Genomic DNA, 18977 nt, shown 5'->3' with positions numbered 1-18977 from the left:
GCAGGATGGTTCAGTCTGTGAGAAACAGGATACGCTTTCTTCTCAATGGCGAGCAGGTTGAACTCGACCGGGTTTCGCCAACGGAAACGCTGCTCGATTATCTGCGCCTTTCCTGCAAGCTGCGCGGCACCAAGGAAGGCTGCGCCGAAGGCGATTGCGGCGCCTGCACGGTGCTGGTCGGCAAGATCGTGGGCAGCGAACTGGTGTATGAAAGCGTCAATGCCTGCATTCGCTTCGTCGGTTCGCTGGATGGTTGCCACGTTGTAACGGTCGAGCATCTGCGCGGGGCCGATGGCGGCCTGCATCCGGTGCAAAAGGCGATGATCGATTTTCACGGCTCGCAATGCGGCTTCTGCACGCCGGGCTTTGTCATGTCGCTTTACGGGCTATGGATGCGCAACCCGAAGCCCGCCGACCCCGCCATTGAAAAGGCGCTGCAAGGCAATCTCTGCCGCTGCACGGGTTACGAGGCGATCATACGCGCGGCCCGCGCCATTTCCGATTACGGCAATACGACGGAAGACCCGCTGGCGGCGGAACGCGCCCATGTGCTGGATCAGCTGAAGTCCATGCGTGACGGTTCGCGGGTCGAAGTGGGCGAGGGCAAGGACCGTCTGGTCGTGCCTGCCGATCTCGATGATTTTGCTGCACTGCTGGCCGATGAGCCGAAGGCGACCGTGGTGGCCGGTTCCACCGATGTGGGCCTCTGGGTCACAAAGATGATGCGCGATATTTCGCCGGTCGTCTTTATTGGCCATCTCACCGAATTGCGGATGATCTCCGAGGACAATAATGTCGTCACCATTGGCGCGGGCGTGACCTATACGGAAGCCTTCTCCTTCCTCGCAAAGCGCATTCCGCAGCTCGGCGCCCTCATCAACCGTATCGGCGGCGAACAGGTGCGCAATATGGGCACCATCGGCGGCAATATCGCCAATGGTTCGCCGATTGGCGACACGCCGCCGCCGCTGATCGCGCTCAATGCGCGTCTGACGCTGCGCAAGGGCGATAGCCGCCGCACCATTCCGCTGGAAGATTTCTTCATCGCCTATGGCAAGCAGGACCGTCAGCCGGGCGAATTCGTCGAGGCGGTGCATGTGCCGGTCCCGGTCCCGGCGGCAGGCAATCACTTTGCGATCTACAAGGTCTCCAAGCGGTTCGAGGAAGATATCACCGCAGCGCTTGGCGCATTCCACATGGTGCTCGACGCGGCAGGCAAGGTGGCTTCGATCCGCATCGCCTATGGCGGCATGGCGGCGACACCAAAACGCGCCTTTGCAGTTGAGGCCGCACTTCTCGACCAGCCATGGACCGAGGAAACGGTGGAGGCCGCAATCCGCTTTTATGAGCAGGATTACCAGCCATTGAGCGATATGCGCGCCACGGCGGATTATCGTATGCTGGTTTCGAAGAATCTGTTGCGCCGTTTCTATGCAGAAACGCAAGGGCAAACCGAACCTTTGCGCGCCCAGCATATCGAAGCGGTCTGAAGGAGGCAGGCATGAACAAACATCCTGCAAGCACGCTCAAAGCAGCCGTCATCAAGGGTGGTGTCGCCACCGACCAGAAGCATGATTCCGCGCATAAGCATGTGACGGGCGAGGCGGTCTATATTGACGATATTCCCGAACCCGAAGGCACGCTGCATGTCGGTGTCGGGCTTTCGACGGTCGCCCATGCCAATATCAAGTCTGTCGATCTTGCCGCCGTGCGTGCCGCGCCCGGCGTGGTCGATGTTCTGACCTATAAGGACATTCCCGGCGAAAACGATGTCTCGCCATCCGGCATGCATGACGATCCGATCTTCGCGGCGGATAGGGTACAGTTCCACGGACAGCCGATCTTTGCCGTCATTGCCCGCACCCGCGATGAGGCGCGGCGCGCTGCGCGTCTGGCCAAAGTCGAATATGAAGAAATGCCGGGCCTGTTTTCCATTGCAGGTCTTGATGGTGCGAAAGACCGTCTGGTCTTCACGCCGCTGACGCTCAATCGCGGCGACGCCCGCAAGGCCATCGACGATGCGCCGCGCAAGGTGAAGGGCCGCATGATGGTTGGCGGTCAGGACCATTTCTATCTTGAGGGCCAAGCTTCGCTGGCTGTTCCCGGCGAGGATGAAGACGTCACCATCTATTGCTCCACGCAGGGGCCGAGTGAAACGCAGCATCTGGTCGCCCATGCGCTGGGCGTGCCAAGCCATGCGGTCACGGTTGAGGTGCGCCGCATGGGCGGCGGTTTCGGCGGCAAGGAAACGCAGGCCAATCAATGGGCTGCCATTGCCGCCATTGCCGCCAAGAAGCACAAGCGCGCGGTGAAAATCCGCCTCGACCGCGACGAGGACATGACGGCCACCGGCAAGCGTCATGACTTCATGATCGATTACGAGGTCGGCTTCGACGACGAGGGCAATATTCTGGGCGTCGACTATATGTTTGCGCTCAATGCCGGTTTTTCCGCTGACCTGTCGGGGCCGGTCGGCGATCGTGCGTTGTTCCATTGCGACAATGCCTATTTCTTCCCGGCAGTGCATGCGCAATCCGCGCCGCTTTATACCAACACCGTCTCCAACACGGCGTTTCGCGGCTTTGGCGGCCCGCAGGGCATGGTCGGTGCCGAACGCGTCATCGAGGAAGTAGCCTTTGCGGTGGGTAAAGACCCGCTCGATATTCGCAAGCTCAATTTCTACGACGCGATGGGGACCGAGGGCGCAACGCGTAACGTCACGCCCTATCACCAGAAGGTCGAAGACTGCATCATCCAGCGCATTGTCGCGGAACTGGAAGAAAGCGCCGATTACGCGGCGCGCCGTGAGGCAATCCGCGCGTTCAACGCCAAAAGCCGCACTGTGAAGCGCGGCATGGCGCTGACGCCGGTGAAATTCGGCATTTCCTTCACCAAGACGGAGTCCAATCAGGCCGGCGCGCTGGTGCATGTTTATAATGACGGCTCGGTGCATATGAACCATGGCGGCACCGAAATGGGGCAGGGGCTCCATATGAAAGTGGCGCAGGTCGTGGCGGAAGAATTCCAGATCGACATCGACCGGGTGAAAATCACCGCCACCACCACCGCCAAGGTGCCGAACACCGCGCCGACGGCGGCTTCGTCGGGCGCTGATCTCAACGGCATGGCGGCGCAGGATGCCGCCCGCCAGATCAAGAAGCGGCTGATCCGTTTTGCCGCCGAGCAATATCGGGTGCCGGAAGATCAGGTGGTCTTCCTGCCCAACCGCATTCGCGTCGGCAATCAGGAAATCAGCTTCAACGAGCTGGTGAAACAGGCCTATATCGGCCGCGTGCAGCTTTCCGCCGCCGGACATTACAAGACGCCGAAAATCCACTGGGATCGCGCCAAGGGCAAAGGCCACGCCTTCTATTATTATGCCTATGGCGCGGCCTGTTCGGAAGTCTCGGTCGATACGCTGACCGGCGAATATGTGGTGGAACGAACCGATATTCTCCACGATACCGGACGGTCGCTCAACCGCGTCATCGATATCGGGCAGGTGGAAGGCGGCTTTGTGCAGGGCATGGGCTGGCTCACCACCGAGGAGCTTGTCTGGGACGACAAGGGGCGGCTTCGCACCCATGCGCCCTCCACCTACAAGATCCCGCTGGCGTCCGACCGGCCCAAGATTTTCAACGTGGCGCTGACCGACTGGTCGGAGGCTTACGAGCCGACCATCCACCGCTCGAAGGCGGTGGGTGAGCCGCCGCTGCCGCACGGCATGTCGGTGCTTTATGCACTGTCGGATGCGGTGGCGAGCGTTGCCGATCACAAGATCAGCCCGCGTCTTGATGCGCCAGCCACGCCTGAACGTGTGCTGATGGCGATCGAGCGGCTGCGCGCGCAAAAGGGGTAGCACCATGAGCGGTGGCACGCTGGGCAGGCGGGACGATATCCGGGCTTTCCTGAACCGTCGCCCCGACAGCGTGCTGGTGGAGGTGGCGGATGTGAAGGGCTCTGCGCCCCGCGATGCCGGGGCCTGGATGCTTGTCGCCCGCGATATGATCTTCCGCACCATCGGTGGCGGCCAGCTCGAATATATGGCCATCGACCATGCCCGGAAAATACTTGCTGGCGGTCGCGATTCCCCGATGGACGTGCCTTTGGGGCCAGAGATCGGCCAATGCTGCGGGGGGCGCGTGGGCTTGAGTTTCAAACGTGTCAATCGCGGCCTTGCGGATGAGCTGATCGGCAAGGTCGATGCGGAAATCGCCACCCGCCCGCATGTCTATGTCTTCGGCGCAGGCCATGTGGGCGATGCGCTGGCCTATGCGCTTTCGCTGACGCCGGTGCGCGTGGTGCTGGTGGATACGCGCGAAAACGAATTGATGGCCGTCGACGCGCCCGGCGTCGAAACCTGCCTTGCGGCCATGCCGGAACAGGTGGTGCGCTCCGCACCGCCGGGCAGTGCGTTCATCATCCTGACGCATGATCATGCGCTTGATTTTCTGATCGCAGCCGAGGCGCTGCAACGCCGCGATGCGGCCTATGTCGGCATGATCGGCTCGAAGACCAAGAAGGCGACTTTCAAAAATTGGTTGAAACGCGAGTTCGGCAGCGACGAGCTGTTTGAAAATCTGATCTGCCCGGTCGGCGGTGCGGTCGTGAAGGACAAACGCCCCGAAGTCATTGCAGCCCTTGCGGCGGCCGAAGTTCTGACCGCCGTTTTGACCACAAGCAAGGTCTCGCAGCCTGTTTAAGCCAGCGCTTCCCGTATCAGCCTCTGACAGCGCTCCGTCATGAAATCGATGATCAAACGCACCTTCGGGTCCTGAAAACGCTTGTGTGGATAGATCGCCGCGAGCTGGATTGGCGCAGGCGGGGTGCTTTCGAGAAGCGGCACCAGCCGCCCGTCGCGGAGATATTCCTTCACCTCGAACAGCGGCTTGTTGATGATGCCGCGTCCGCCCAGCGCCCATTGCGTCAACACGTCGCCATCATCGGAATCGTAGGGCCCGGTGACTTCGAATTTGCGAAGACCTTCGGGTGTTTGCAGCGACCAGTAATATTCCTTCGAGCCCGGAAAACGCAGCAGCAAACAGTCATGCGTGTCGCCAAGCAATTCGTCCGGCGATTGCGGAATCCCATGTTTTTCAAGATATTGCGGCGCAGCGCAGATCACGCGCTCGCAATTCAGGATGCCGCGCATGCGCAGGTTGGAGTTTTCCAGAACGCCCAGTTTGAAGGCGACATCCACGCTTTCGCTCATAATGTCGATCTCGTGGTCGGACAGTCGCAGGCGCACTTCGATGTCCGGATATTTGTCGTGAAACTCCGGAATGCCCGATGCGATGAGCCTGCGGCCAAGCCCCAGAGGCGCGGTGATGCGAATCGATCCCTTGGGATTTTTTGCAAGTTCCGCCACGGCTGCTTCCGCCTCATCGACCGCTTCGAGGATTTTCAACGCGCCGTCATAGAATATGCGGCCATGCTCGGTCGGGGTCAGCTTGCGCGTGGTACGGTTGAAGAGCCGGACGCCAAGATGCTTCTCCAACTCCTTGATTCGATTGCTCGCAACCGCCGGAGAGGCGCGCTGGTCGCGCCCGGCGGCAGAAAGATTTCCCAATTCGACAACGCGCACGAAAACGCGCAGATTATCAAGATAAGACATGTGTCACCCTCATGGCGTCCCCTCCACGATTGTCTAGTTTTTTTTGAAAGTGATGGTCGTGTTGTACCGTTTCCTCGGACGCAAAGCTTTGGCACATATAAAGCATTCCCAGTTAAAGTGGGAACCGGTTTTACGTTCGGGAATGCTTATAAAAAACAGCAGCCCGATGCGATAACGAACATTGAGGGAATGATGAGCGCGCGAACAATGGGAGCATCCGATGTATGATTTTGCCGTAGCCTGGGACTGGCTGGGCTTCGCAGCGCGGTGGCTGCATGTCATTACCGCGATTGCGTGGATCGGCTCGTCTTTCTATTTCATCGCGCTTGATCTCGGTCTGCGCCAGCGTCCCGGCTTGCCGGTTGGCGCGCATGGCGAGGAATGGCAGGTCCATGGCGGCGGTTTTTATCACATCCAGAAATATCTGGTTGCGCCAGCCGAGATGCCGGAACATCTCACCTGGTTCAAATGGGAATCCTACGCCACCTGGCTGTCGGGCTTCACACTGCTCTGCATCGTCTATTATACGGGCGCCGATCTCTACCTGATCGATCCGAATGTGCTCGATGTGTCTGTTCCGGTCGCCATCGCCATTTCCATCGGCTCGCTGGCCTTCGGCTGGGTCGCCTATAACACCATCTGCAAGCTGATGCTGGGCAAGAGCGATACGCTTTTGATGGTCATGCTCTATGTCGTGCTGGTGTTCGTGGCCTGGGGCTATACGCATCTGTTCACGAGCCGCGCAGCCTTCCTGCATCTGGGCGCTTTCACGGCGACGATCATGTCGGCCAACGTGTTCATGATCATCATCCCGAACCAGAAAATCGTGGTGGCTGATCTCATCGCCGGGCGCAAGCCAGATCCGAAATACGGCAAGATCGCCAAGCAGCGCTCGACGCATAACAACTATCTGACGCTGCCGGTTCTGTTCCTGATGCTGTCGAACCACAATCCGCTGGCTTTCGGCACGCAGTATAACTGGATCATCGCATCGCTGGTGTTCCTGATGGGCGTGACCATCCGCCATTGGTTCAACACCCAGCATGCCCGTAAAGGCAAGCCGACCTGGACCTGGCTGGTGACGGTCATCCTGTTCATCATCATCATGTGGCTTTCCACGGCCCCGAAGATTCTGACCGGTCAGCCGGAAGAACAGAAGGTTTCGGCCTTGCAGGAAAGCTTCATTTCGGACCCGCACTTTGGCAAAGTGCGGGATACCGTTTTGGGACGCTGCGCCATGTGTCACGCGGCGCAGCCCGGCTGGGAAGGCATGATCACGCCGCCAAAGGGCGTGACGCTTGAAACGGATCGGGAAATCGCCGCCCATGCGCGCGAAATCTATTTGCAGGCCGGTCGCTCCCATGCCATGCCGCCCGCCAATGTGACCGGAGTGACCGATCAGGAGCGCCAGCTTCTCGCCTCCTGGTATGAATCCGCTACTGCTGGAGCAAAGTAACAATGACCAGACTTCTCATCCGTGGCCGCGTGCTGACCTTTCGCGATGAGCCGCAAAGTCTCAATGATAGCGCTTCCTATCGCTATATCGAAGATGGCGCCATTTTGGTCGAAGACGGACGCATTGCGCGCCTCGGCGATTACGCCGAGTTAAGCGCGGAAGCGGGCAGCGATGTGAAACTGGCCGATCATCGCCCGCATCTGATCCTGCCGGGCTTCATCGATACGCATATCCATTATCCGCAGACCCAGGTGGTCGCGTCCTATGCCGCCAATCTTCTGGAATGGCTCAACACCTATACATTCGTGGCCGAACAGAAATTTGCCGATGAGCAGCACGCGGAATTCATCGCCGAGCGCTTTCTGGACGAGCTGATCCGCCATGGCACCACCACCGCTGTCGCTTATTGCTCGGTGCATCCGCAGAGCGTCGACGCCTATTTCCGTGCATCGCAGCATCGCAACATGCGCATGCTGGGCGGCAAGGTGATGATGGACCGCAACGCGCCGCCCGCTTTGTGTGACACGGCGCAATCCGGTTACGACGACAGCAAGGAACTGATCGCGCGCTGGCATGGCAAGGACCGCCTCGACTATGTGATCACGCCACGCTTCGCCATTACCTCGACCCCGGAACAGCTCGAAGCCAGTCAGGCGCTGGCCCGTGAACATCCCGAATGTTTCATCCAGACGCACCTGTCGGAGAACCACGACGAAATCGCCTTCACCAAGTCGCTCTATCCCGATGCGCCGGATTATCTCGGTATTTACGAGCATTACGGGCTTTTGGGAAACAAGACGCTGCTTGGCCATTCCATCCATCTGGAAGAACGCGAAGTGGGCGTGATGGCGGAAACCGGCTCGGTGGCCGTGTTCTGCCCGACCTCGAACCTGTTTCTGGGTTCCGGCCTGTTCGACCGTGATCGCCTGAAGGCGTCGGGCGTGCGCACGGCTGTGGCGACCGATGTCGGCGGCGGCACAAGCTTCTCCATGCTGCGCACCATGGACGAGGGCTACAAGATTTTGCAGTTGCGCGAACAGCGTCTGAACCCGTTCCAGTCCTTCTATATGATGACGCTTGGCAATGCCCGCGCGCTGTCGATGGAAGACAAGATCGGCACGCTGGACGAAGGCACGGAAGCCGATATCGTGGTGCTGGATTCAGCCGCCACGTCGCCGATGCGTCTGCGCATGGCGGCAGGCGCGACGCTGGAACAGGAGCTGTTCCTGCTGCAAACGGTCGGTGACGACCGCGCCATTGTCGAAACTTATATTGCCGGTAAACCGCTCAAGGCGGAACTCTAGAGGGCAGTTGTGGCCTGACGATTTTCGCCTAATCCGTCACTTCGCTTCCCCCTCATCCTGAGGTGCGGAGCGAAGCGAAGCATCATTCTGAGCCTGTCGAAGGATCGAAGGACGAGGGCAGGCGCTGGTTCGTATTCCCTCAGCCCTTCGAGACGCTTTCCTTCGACAAGCTCAGGAAAGCTCCTCAGGATGAGGGAAAAGAGCGGCATTAATACTTTAACCGCGAATTCTCATACTCAGAGCTCTTCCGGGCGCTTGCCACCAATGGCGCGGGTCAGCTGATCGGCGGTCGCGCGGATGAGCGGCCCAAGCTCTTCAAGCTTTTTCTTGGGCAGGCGCACGGCGGGGCCGGAAACGGAAATGCCTGCAATGCCCTCGCCATATTCGTTGAAAATCGGAGCGGCGATGCAGCACATGCCGAGCGTGTGTTCCTCGTCATCGATGGACCAGCCGCGCATGCGTGTCGCCTGAATGTCTTTCAAAAGCGCAGGCAGGCCATCGAGCGTGCGCTGGGTGAAATGCTGCAGCGCCTTTCCCGAAAGCGCGCGTGCAATTTCGCCATCCGACCACGTTGACAGAATGGCCTTGCCAATGCCCGATGCGTGGATCGGTCCACGCCGCCCCGGACGAAAGAAGGCGCGCATCGGCGCGTGACTTTCAATCTGCGAGATGAACACGACGTCGCCGTCATCCTCGACGCCGATATTCGCGGTCTCGCCGCTCGTTTCCATAAGCTGTTTCAGATAGGGGCGCGCCAGCGTGCCGAGCTTGCGGAAACGGCGAAACGCATTGCCGATCTCGAAAGCCTTGACGCCGATGGTCCAGTCGCCACTTTCCACATCGTGGGAAACCATGCCGTGATTGGCGAGCGAGGATAACAGACGGTGCACTGTCGAAGGGGCCATGCCGCTCGCGTCAGCAAGGTCCGTCAGGGTCGAACCGTCATTATCGGCGATCAGCGCCAGAAGCTTCAGGCTGCGGTCCAGAACCTGCACGGATGAGGGCGTGGCATTATCCGCCGCCTTGCGGCCCCGCTTTGCTTTGGCCTGTTCCATCATCCGTCTCCGATTCTGCTGTGATCACTCACTAGCCTATCGCCGCGATCACGAAAAGGGCCGCCGATTATCTCCATTCCGTTGAAAATCTTTATTTCCATATAATGGTATGCATTTCCATTTTTTGAAAATAGGATTTGTAAATGGAGAATGTTTCCATAGGAGGATTGGCCATGGCCAGAATGCGTGCAGTCGATGCAGCCGTGCTTGTGCTGGAGAGGGAAGGGATTAATTGCGCTTTCGGCGTGCCGGGCGCGGCTATCAATCCATTGTATTCGGCGATGAAAGCGCACGGCTCGATCTGCCATATCCTGGCGCGTCACGTCGAGGGCGCTTCGCATATGGCCGAGGGCTATACACGGGCAAAGCACGGCAATATCGGCCTGTGCATCGGCACCTCCGGCCCGGCGGGCACGGATATGATCACCGGCCTCTATTCGGCTTCTGCCGATTCCATTCCGATCCTCTGCGTCACTGGGCAGGCCCCGCGTGCGCGTCTCGACAAGGAAGATTTCCAGGCAGTCGATATCGCAAAGATCGCAGCGCCCGTCACCAAATGGGCGGTCACGGTCATGGAACCGGCGCTGGTGCCATTTGTCTTCCAGAAGGCGTTTCATATCATGAAGTCGGGTCGGCCCGGCCCGGTGCTGATTGATCTGCCGATCGATGTGCAGATGGCCGAAATCGAGTTCGACATCGATACCTATCAACCGATGGAAGCCTATAAGCCAGCCGCCACGCGGGCGCAGGCCGAAAAGGCGATTGCCATGCTCAACGCGGCGGAACGTCCGCTGATTGTCGCGGGCGGCGGCATCATCAATGCCGATGCGTCGGATCTTCTGGTCGAATTCGCCGAGATCACCGGCATTCCGGTCATCCCGACCCTGATGGGCTGGGGCGCCATCCCCGACGATCACCGTCTGATGGCAGGCATGTGCGGCCTCCAGACCTCGCACCGTTATGGCAATGCCAATCTGCTGGCTTCCGACGCGGTCATCGGCATCGGCAATCGCTGGGCCAACCGGCATACCGGCAATGTCGATACTTATCGCAAGGATCGGACTTTCATCCATGTCGATATCGAACCGACGCAGATCGGGCGCGTCTTTGCGCCGGATTTCGGCATCGTGTCCGATGCGGGCAAGGCGCTGAAGCAGTTGCTCGACGTCGCGACCGAATGGAAGGCGGCGGGCAAGCTGCGCGACTGGTCCGGCTGGGCGAAGGAATGCGAGGGCCGCAAGCGCACCATGCTGCGCAAGACCCATTTCGACCAGACGCCGCTGAAACCCCAGCGGGTTTACGAGGAGATGAACAAGGCTTTCGGTCGCGACACCTGCTATGTGACCACCATCGGCCTCAGCCAGATTGCGGGCGCGCAGTTTCTGCATGTCTATCGCCCGCGCAACTGGATCAATTGCGGACAGGCTGGCCCGCTCGGCTGGACCCTGCCTGCGGCTCTGGGTGTCCGCGCCGCCGATCCCGACCGGCCCATCGTGGCGCTGTCGGGCGACTATGACTTCCAGTTCATGATCGAGGAACTGGCGGTCGGCGCGCAGCACAAATTGCCCTACATCCATGTGGTCGTGAACAATTCCTATCTCGGGCTGATCCGTCAGGCGCAGCGCGGTTTCAATATGGATTTCGAAGTCAGCCTTGCCTTCGACAACATCAACGCGTCGGGCGATGCGGAGAAGGGCTATGGCGTCGACCATGTGGCGGTCGCCGAAGGCCTCGGCTGCAAGGCGATCCGGGTGCGCAGCCCCAACCAGTTTGCAGAAAGTTTCGAGCAGGCCAAGGCGTTGATGCAGGAACATCAGGTGCCGGTCGTGATGGAATTCATTCTGGAACGCGTCACGAATATTTCCATGGGAGCCGACATCGATCAGGTGGTCGAGTTCGAGGAACTGGCCGAGCGCGGCGAAGATGCGCCGACTGCGATTGCGGCATTGCTGGATTAGAATTGGAGGAATTGAACATGCCAAGATTTGCAGCCAATCTCACCATGCTTTTCACCGAAGCGCCGTTCATGGATCGCTTCGCGCTGGCCGCCAAGGCGGGGTTTACAGGCGTCGAATATCTGTTCCCCTATGAGTTCAACCGGCATGAGCTGAAAGCAGCGCTTACCCGTCACAATCTGGCGCAGGTGCTGCATAATCTCCCTGCCGGAAACTGGGCGGGCGGCGAGCGCGGCATCGCGATTCTACCGGATCGTGTCGACGAATTTCGCCGCGGTGTGGCCGATGCCATCGATTACGCCACCACGCTCAACTGTTCGCAGGTCAACTGCCTTGCCGGGATCGCGCCGCAGGGCATCGACCCGGATGCGCTGCGATCAACCTTTGTCAGCAATCTGCGTTTGGCCGCGAAAGAACTGGGAAAGCACGGCATTCGCCTGCTGATCGAGCCGATCAACCATTACGATATTCCGGGCTTCTATCTGAACACGGTGGAACAGGCGGTTTCGATCATCGACGAGGTGGGCAGTAACAACCTGTTCATCCAGTATGACCTTTATCACCAGCAGCGCACGCGTGGCGAACTCGTCGCCACCTATGAGCGTTACAAGCCGCTGATTGCGCATGTGCAGCTTGCCGACAATCCGGGGCGCAACGAGCCCGGCACCGGCGAGATCCATTATCCGAACGTCTTCGAAGCGCTGAAGGCAGCGGGCTACAAGGGCTGGATCGGCTGTGAATACAAGCCGAAGACAACGACCGAGGAAGGTCTTGACTGGTTCAAACAATTCGAAGCCGAGCGTCTTAGCGCTTAATAAAATAGGGAGTAAGCGAAATGGCCAAGATCGGCTTTATCGGACTGGGTATCATGGGCAAGCCGATGGCGCAGCATTTGCAGAATGCGGGCCACCAGCTTTTCACTTCGAAGCATAGCCAGCCGCCGCACAAGGAGCTGCTGGATGCGGGGTTGACGGTTCTCGATACGCCCAAGGCGGTGGCCACGGAGTGCGAGACGACCATCCTCATGCTGCCGGATACGCCACAGGTGGCCGAAGTCCTTTTCGGGGAAAACGGCGCGGCGGAAGGTCTGGGCAAGGGCAAGACGCTGATCGACATGAGTTCGATTTCGCCCATCGAGACCAAGGAATTTGCGAAAAAAATCCGCGCCACGGGGGCGGAATATATCGACGCACCGGTTTCCGGCGGCGAGGTCGGCGCGAAGAATGCCAGCCTCTCGATCATGGCGGGGGGTGCGCAGGCAAGCTTCGATGCGGTGCTGCCGCTTCTCAAGCTGATGGGCAAGAACATCACGCTGGTCGGTGATTGCGGCGATGGCCAGACCACCAAGGTCGCCAATCAGATCATCGTGGCGCTCAACATCGAAGCGGTTGCCGAAGCGCTGGTCTTCGCCTCAAAAGCGGGGGCCGATCCGGCCAGGGTGCGCGAAGCGCTGATGGGCGGCTTTGCCTCGTCGCGCATTCTCGAAGTGCATGGCGAGCGCATGATCAACCGCACCTTCAATCCGGGTTTCCGCATCGCCCTGCATCAGAAAGACCTCAATCTGGCGCTGCAGGGCGCGAAGGCTCTCGGCGTCTCGCTGCCCAACACGGCCACGGCGCAAGAACTGTTCAATTCCTGCGCGGCGCATGGCGATGACGGGCTCGACCATTCCGGTCTGGTGCGCGCGCTGGAACGGATGGCCAATCACGAGGTCGCCTGAGCTTCGGGCATTACCCTTTCCTGGAGGGGAGAGCGTGGAGCTGGCTATCTGGAGGGAGATGGCCGGCTCCATTGATTTTATGTGCGCGGCACGAAATAGTGCTGCCAAACCCATAATCAAAATCGGGAATCTCATGACTGCCCCCAGCGCCATCGCCGATCCGAAGAAGTTTTTGACCAGCCTTTTCGATGCGGCTGTTGCCGCTGCCGATCCGGAACTGGTGATACGGGCAAACCTGCCCGCCAAGCCCAAGGGCCGAACGATTGTGATTGGCGCTGGCAAAGGTTCGGCGCAGATGGCGGCGGCTTTCGAAAGAGCATGGGACGCTCCGCTCGAAGGCCTCGTGGTGACGCGCTATGGCTATGGCACGCCTTGCGAACGCATCGAGATCATCGAGGCGGCGCATCCGGTTCCGGATGATGCCGGGCTTGTGGCGTCGCAGCGCCTGTTCGATGCCGTGTCGGATCTGACGGAAGACGATCTCGTGGTGGCGCTGATTTCCGGCGGCGGCTCGGCGCTGCTGCCATCGCCGCCTGAAGGGCTGACGCTCCAAGACGAAATTGCCGTCAACGAGGCCTTGCTGGCGTCGGGCGCGCCGATTTCGGCCATGAATGCGGTGCGCAAGCATCTTTCGACCATCAAGGGCGGACGTCTTGCCGCCGCCGCGCATCCGGCCAAGGTCTTCTCGCTGGTCGTCTCGGATATTCCGGGCGACAATCCGGCTTTTGTGGCCTCCGGCCCGACGGTGCCGGACAACACCAGCCGCGACGATGCGCTGAAGATCATCGAACGCTACCGGCTGGATTTGCCGGAGGCTGCTCTTGCACATATTCGCGGCGAACAAGCGCATGCGCCAAAGCCGGACGATGCGGTTTTCGCGCAAAACGAGGTGCGGGTGATTGCATCTGCCGCCGTATCGCTGGAAGCGGCAGCAAAAGAGGCCGCCCGGCACGGTGTTGAAGCGGTGATCCTGTCGGACGCCATGGAAGGGGAGTCGCGCGAAGTGGCGCATGTCCATGCGGCAATTGCCCGTGAAGTGGCCGAACGCGACCGCCCGTTCAAAAAGCCGGTGGTCATCCTGTCCGGCGGCGAAACCACCGTCACCATTCGCGGCAAGGGCGGTAAAGGCGGGCGCAACAGCGAATTCCTGCTGTCCTTCGCGCTCGATATCGACGGCTATGCCAATATTCATGCACTGGCCGCCGACACGGACGGGATCGACGGCTCGGAAGACAATGCCGGTGCCTTTGCCGATGGCAGCACGGTTTCGCGTCTGCAAAAGGCGGGCGAGGACGGTTCTGCGCGCCTCAACAATAACGATGCGTGGACGGCGTTCGATGCTATCGGCGATCTGTTCATACCGGGGCCGACCGGCACCAATGTCAACGATCTGCGCGCGATTTTGATAACGGGGTAGTTTCATCGTCGAGCAGAATACGATTAGCTGCGCCATCAAGGTCTTCATACTGGCCGTTCTTCAGCGACCAGAGAAAGGCGGCTAGCCCCAGCGCGCCCATCAGCAGCGCCACGGGGATGAGAAAGAGAAGCCCGCTCATTTGTGCGCTTCCTTGATGACGGCAACCGGCGCGGCTCGGGTCTGCGCCTCCTGCTTCTGCTTTCCGGCTTTCAACCGCAACGCATTGCTGACAACCACCATGGACGACAGCGACATGGAAAGTGCGGCCACCAGCGGCGTGACATAGCCGAAAATCGCAATCGGCACGGCGATGATATTATAGCCGATGGACAGCGCGAAATTCTGGCTGATCAGTCGGCCCGCCTCCTTCGAGACCGCAAAGGCCAGCGGCACGGCGGCGAGGCTCTCACGCAGAAACACGAAGTCGGCGGCATTGCGCCCGATATCGGCTGCGGTTGCCGGAGCCATGGAAACATGAGCTGCGACGAGGGCGGGCGCATCGTTGAGACCGTCGCCGACCATCAGCACCTTGCGGCCTTCGCCGGAAAATTCCTGCACGAGCTGCGATTTGTCGGCGGGCAGAACCGCGCCGCGATAATCATCGACGCCGAGATAATCCGCGAGTTGTCTGACAGCGGGCAACCGGTCGCCGGAGATGATGCCAAGCTTCAGCCCGTCCTTTTTCAGCGCGGCAATGGCGGCAGCGGCATCTTCGCGCGGGCTGTCCTCGAAAAGGAAGGTTTCGACCAGCATACCATCGATGGAAAGGCACGTTACCGGTCCGCTTGCGGCGGTTGCATCGGCCATGCCGCCCACCCATTCGGATTTGCCGAGACGATAGAGCTTTCCGTCGGTTTCCGCCTCGATGCCCGAGCCCGGAATTTCCTCGATCCGGGTGAAGGCGCTCATCGGCCCCTGACCGGAAAATAGCGCCAGCGCCCGCGACAGCGGATGGCGGGAATAGAGCGACAGTTCGGCGGCGATTTCGAGATAGCGCGCATTGACGCTTTCAAGGCCGATCAGGCGCGGCTGGCCAAGCGTCAGCGTGCCTGTCTTGTCGAAGATCGCGGTATCGATCTCGGCCATGCGTTCCATGGCCGATCCGTCCTTGATCATGATGCCGTTCTCGAACAGGCGGCGCGCCGCGACCACCTGCACAATCGGTACGGCCAGCGCCAGCGCGCAGGGGCAGGTGATGATGAGCGTGCAGATGGCGATATAGATCGAGCGATACCAGTCACCGCCGGTATAGACCATCCAGCCCGCGAAGGCGAGGAAGGCTATCGTGTGCACCATCGGCACATAAAGTTCCGAGGCGCGGTCGGCGAGGCGGCGATAATAGGCGCGACCGCTTTCGGCCACATCCATCAGGCGCACCATTTCGGCAAGGAAGGAATCTTTTGCTTCCGCCGTTGCCCGGATGATGAGCGGCGTGGAGAGGTTCAGCGTACCGGCGCGAATATCCGAACCGGGGCCGACCGGCACCGCATCGCTTTCGCCGGATGCAATGGCGCAATCGAGTTCGGAGCGGCCTTCCTCAATTCTGGCATCCACCGGCACGCGCTCGCCCGCCGCCAGAATGATGCGCATACCGGGGCGGATTTCATTGACGGGCAGATAGTTCCGCTCGCCATTATCGCCGATCACCACCGCGCCGCGACTGCCAAGCTGCGCCAGACCGCGCACGGCGGACCGGGCGCGGGCGCGCATCATATAGTCGAGCGTGCGACCGATCAGCAGGAAGAACAGCAGCGTCACCGAGGCATCGAAATAGGCGTGATGACCATGGTTCATGGTCTCATAGATGCTCATCGCAAAGGCGAGCGAGATGGCGAGCGCAATTGGCACATCCATGTTTACCCGCCTGTTGCGCAGCGCATTCCATGCGGAAACATAGAAGATGCGGCCCGAGAAGATCAGCGTCGGCAGGGCGATCAGACCGGAGACCCAGTGGAACAGGTCGCGGGTTGCTGCATCCGCACCCGACCAGACGGCCACGGAAAGCAGCATGACATTGCTGGAGGCGAAAGCCGCAACGCCAAGCGCGATCAGCAGGCGCGTGAAGGCGGGATCCTTCTCCTGCGTCATGTCGAAAATATGCGCTTCATAACCGAGGCGACGCAGCGGATCGACGACATTGGGCGGCGTTTCGCCGTCCTTCCAGCGGATCGCGACGCGGCGCGCCGTGAGGTTGACGCGCACATAGGCAACGCCTGCGATCTGCCCCAGCGCGTCTTCGATCGTCTTGATGCACAATCCGCAGTGAACGCCCGGCACCGACAGGTCGAGCTGGCGCAGCCCGTCGCCCAGCGTGCGGCTGGCAAGCTGCATCTCATCCGGCGAAACACTCTGGATGACCGTCGCAATCTGTGCATTCTCGACGCAGCAGCTCATAACAGCTTCCCGTCCTTGATCAGAACGCGGAGGATATGGCGATAGGGGTCTTCCAGACCGGCATCGGCGTTGATTTCCATGACCCAGGCGCCATCGGCGAGGTCAATGTTTGCGCCGAGCACGCCCGCTTCCCGGGTGGCAAGTGCTGCCCTGGTATCGTTCACATCGCCAACGGGACGCTTGAACTCCACCGTTCCGCCGCTCAACGCAACCGGCTTGCCGTCGTGGTCGGTGAGCCGCCAGGTAAAGACACCCCTGGCATAGGCAGGCGTCGACTGCCAGTTGAGGGCTGCCTGTTCCTTGCCGGTCTGGGCCTTTTCGTTGAATTCCTGGCTTGCGACATAGGAATTGGCGACGACCAGCCCGCTCCAGCTGTGAATGGCGAAATAGGCCATGGTCACATTGACGGCGATGATCACCCCGAAAAACGCCACCATGATGCCCAGCATATGCCAGCCGGTGAATGTGCCCGACGAATTTGCGGATGCAGTCTTGGTTTCTGCCGACATTATCGTCCCTCCGGAGCCATGAAGCTTGCCTTGTAGCGGGCGTGTTCAGCGCCGTCCGCGTCGCGCACTTCGATTTCGTAATCCTTGCGGTGATCGCTGATGGCACTGCGCGGCAGGGTCACAAAGACGCGCAATGTCTTCAGCCGGTCGGGTTCGACGGGCACGGCATAATTGCCGTCTGCGTCTGCCGTCTCGTCCTGCACGGTCAGGGTCGCGCCGGGCAGTCCTTCGATGGACAAGCGGAAGGTGCGCGGCGTCGGGATCATGTTGAGAAGCTTGACCGTGTAACCGTTGCGGATCGAGCCGTCCGACAGAAGCACATATTGCGGGTTACGGTCGTGCAGAACATTGATGCCGATGCGCTGGCGCATCGACAGCGAAATGACCAGCGTGAGGCCGATCAGCGCCCAGACGATCAAATAGAACAGGCTGCGCGGACGCAGCACTTTGCCCCATGAAAGGTTCTGTACCTTATCGGAGAGCACATTGGGAGCATCATAAACCCGCGCCGGGGTGATGGGCATCGTTCCGTTGCCGGTCGCCAGCGCCATATTGGCGTTGTAATCGGCCAGCGTCGCATAGGAGATGAGACCGCGCGCCTTGCCGATCTTGTCCATCACCGAATTGCAGGCATCGATGCACAATGCGCAGGTGATGCATTCCAGTTGCTGGCCGTCGCGAATGTCGATGCCCATCGGGCAGGCGGCCACACAGGCATTGCAATCCACGCAGTCGCCGACGGATTCGCCAGTGGCGATTGCCTTCTTGGCATGGCGCGAACGCGGCTCGCCGCGCCAGTCATTATAGGTCACGGTCAGCGAATTCTCGTCGAGCATCGCGGCCTGAATGCGCGGCCACGGGCACATATAGGTGCAGACCTGCTCGCGCATCAGCCCGCCCAGCGTATAGGTGGTGGCGGTGAGGATGGCGACGGTGAAATAGGCGACGGGCGCTGCCTGTCCGGTCAGGAAATCTAGCAGCAGGCTTGGCGCATCGGCGAAGTAGAAAATCCACGCGCCGCCGGTCAGAACGCCGATCAGGAGCCAGACCGAATGTTTCGTCACCCGCTTCCAGACTTTGTCGAAGGTCCACGGCCCCTTGTCGAGCTTCATGCGGGCGTTGCGGTCGCCTTCGATGGCGCGTTCCACCACGAGATAGAGATCGACCCAGACAGTCTGCGGGCAGGTATAGCCGCACCATGCGCGGCCCGCGACGGAGGTGACCAGAAACAGGCCGAGGCCCGCCATGATGAGCAGGCCCGCGACATAATAGAATTCCTGTGGCCAGATTTCGATGAAGAAGAAATAGAAGCGGCGGTTGGCGAGGTCGACCAGCACCGCCTGATCCGGCGCATAAGGCCCGCGATCCCAGCGCAGCCATGGCGTCAGATAGTAGATGCCCAGCGTGATGAGCATGACGAGCCATTTGAAGCGCCGGAACTCACCTCGAACGCGCTTCGGAAAAATCTTGACCCGCGCCGCGTAAAGCGACTGCCGCGTCTTGGGGGAATTCACTGCCTGAACGTCGATACGTTCGACTTGCTCTGACATTTT

Annotated in this window: 15 protein-coding genes; 9 read left to right on the top strand and 6 right to left on the bottom strand. The window is 60.2% G+C overall.

Translation table 11 applies throughout. The features are described 5' to 3' along the window. The first annotated feature begins 5 nt into the window (after positions 1-5). The 3 genes from xdhA to xdhC are packed head-to-tail and all read left to right on the top strand — an operon-like array spanning position 6 to position 4703. A complete protein-coding gene (gene xdhA, locus JAU75_RS05360; RefSeq protein ID WP_199055268.1) occupies positions 6-1490 on the top strand; it encodes a xanthine dehydrogenase small subunit in 1485 nt (494 codons plus the stop codon). 11 nt (positions 1491-1501) lie between these two features. Beyond that, the gene (gene xdhB / locus JAU75_RS05355) at positions 1502-3859 is read left to right on the top strand and encodes a xanthine dehydrogenase molybdopterin binding subunit (protein WP_199055267.1); all 2358 of its coding nucleotides are present in this window, start codon (positions 1502-1504) and stop codon (positions 3857-3859) included. A 4-nt stretch (positions 3860-3863) separates the two neighbouring features. Continuing rightward, entirely contained in the window at positions 3864-4703 is an 840-nt protein-coding gene (gene xdhC, locus JAU75_RS05350) for a xanthine dehydrogenase accessory protein XdhC (RefSeq protein ID WP_199055266.1), read from the top strand. Here xdhC and JAU75_RS05345 read toward each other — a convergent pair. Continuing rightward, complete coding sequence (locus tag JAU75_RS05345) at positions 4700-5614, bottom strand: LysR family transcriptional regulator (protein WP_199055265.1); 915 nt, start codon at positions 5612-5614, stop codon at positions 4700-4702. The genes xdhC and JAU75_RS05345 overlap by 4 nt on opposite strands. A gap of 220 nt (positions 5615-5834) precedes the next feature. On the opposite strand from JAU75_RS05345, the gene JAU75_RS05340 reads away from it, so the two are divergent. Next, positions 5835-7070, top strand: coding sequence for a urate hydroxylase PuuD (locus JAU75_RS05340; RefSeq protein WP_199055263.1), 1236 nt, complete (start codon positions 5835-5837; stop codon positions 7068-7070). Between the two features lie 2 nt (positions 7071-7072). Beyond that, positions 7073-8374: a guanine deaminase gene (guaD, locus tag JAU75_RS05335; protein WP_199055261.1), complete on the top strand. Its 1302-nt coding sequence runs from the start codon at positions 7073-7075 to the stop codon at positions 8372-8374. A gap of 236 nt (positions 8375-8610) precedes the next feature. Here guaD and JAU75_RS05330 read toward each other — a convergent pair whose 3' ends face one another. Further along, positions 8611-9429: an IclR family transcriptional regulator gene (locus JAU75_RS05330; RefSeq protein WP_199055259.1), complete on the bottom strand. Its 819-nt coding sequence runs from the start codon at positions 9427-9429 to the stop codon at positions 8611-8613. A gap of 173 nt (positions 9430-9602) precedes the next feature. Between JAU75_RS05330 and gcl the strand changes: the two genes are divergently transcribed. The 4 genes from gcl (at position 9603) to JAU75_RS05310 (ending at position 14521) form a co-directional block, all read left to right on the top strand. Then, positions 9603-11387, top strand: coding sequence for a glyoxylate carboligase (gcl, locus tag JAU75_RS05325; RefSeq protein ID WP_199055257.1), 1785 nt, complete (start codon positions 9603-9605; stop codon positions 11385-11387). A 17-nt stretch (positions 11388-11404) separates the two neighbouring features. Then, positions 11405-12199: a hydroxypyruvate isomerase gene (hyi, locus tag JAU75_RS05320; RefSeq protein ID WP_199055255.1), complete on the top strand. Its 795-nt coding sequence runs from the start codon at positions 11405-11407 to the stop codon at positions 12197-12199. 20 nt (positions 12200-12219) lie between these two features. Further along, positions 12220-13104 (top strand): 2-hydroxy-3-oxopropionate reductase, encoded by an 885-nt coding sequence (gene glxR / locus JAU75_RS05315; protein ID WP_199055251.1) that lies wholly within the window; start codon positions 12220-12222, stop codon positions 13102-13104. Positions 13105-13237: 133 nt separating this feature from the next. Next, positions 13238-14521 carry a glycerate kinase gene (locus tag JAU75_RS05310; protein WP_199055249.1) on the top strand — a complete coding sequence of 428 codons (1284 nt, stop codon included), beginning with the start codon at positions 13238-13240 and terminating at the stop codon, positions 14519-14521. Here the strand turns inward: JAU75_RS05310 and ccoS are convergent. From ccoS to ccoG, 4 genes are read right to left on the bottom strand one after another with little or no spacing between them, the layout of a single operon-like run. Further along, on the bottom strand, positions 14487-14660 hold the full coding sequence (gene ccoS, locus JAU75_RS05305) for a cbb3-type cytochrome oxidase assembly protein CcoS (protein WP_199055247.1): 174 nt from the start codon (positions 14658-14660) through the stop codon (positions 14487-14489). The genes JAU75_RS05310 and ccoS overlap by 35 nt on opposite strands. Then, positions 14657-16915, bottom strand: coding sequence for a cation-translocating P-type ATPase (locus JAU75_RS05300; RefSeq protein ID WP_199055243.1), 2259 nt, complete (start codon positions 16913-16915; stop codon positions 14657-14659). The genes ccoS and JAU75_RS05300 overlap by 4 nt, the downstream gene beginning before the upstream one ends. Further along, complete coding sequence (locus tag JAU75_RS05295; RefSeq protein WP_199055241.1) at positions 16912-17424, bottom strand: FixH family protein; 513 nt, start codon at positions 17422-17424, stop codon at positions 16912-16914. The genes JAU75_RS05300 and JAU75_RS05295 overlap by 4 nt, the downstream gene beginning before the upstream one ends. Further along, the gene (ccoG, locus tag JAU75_RS05290) at positions 17424-18974 is read right to left on the bottom strand and encodes a cytochrome c oxidase accessory protein CcoG (protein WP_199055240.1); all 1551 of its coding nucleotides are present in this window, start codon (positions 18972-18974) and stop codon (positions 17424-17426) included. Before ccoG ends, JAU75_RS05295 begins: the two co-directional genes overlap by 1 nt. Between the last annotated feature and the right edge of the window lie 3 nt (positions 18975-18977).

Origin of the sequence: Ochrobactrum sp. Q0168 (assembly GCF_016427605.1) — a bacterium.
In the GTDB taxonomy this organism is placed as follows: domain Bacteria; phylum Pseudomonadota; class Alphaproteobacteria; order Rhizobiales; family Rhizobiaceae; genus Brucella.
The sequence above is the reverse complement of the archived record's forward strand: the minus strand, read 5'-3'. Positions and strand labels throughout refer to the sequence as shown.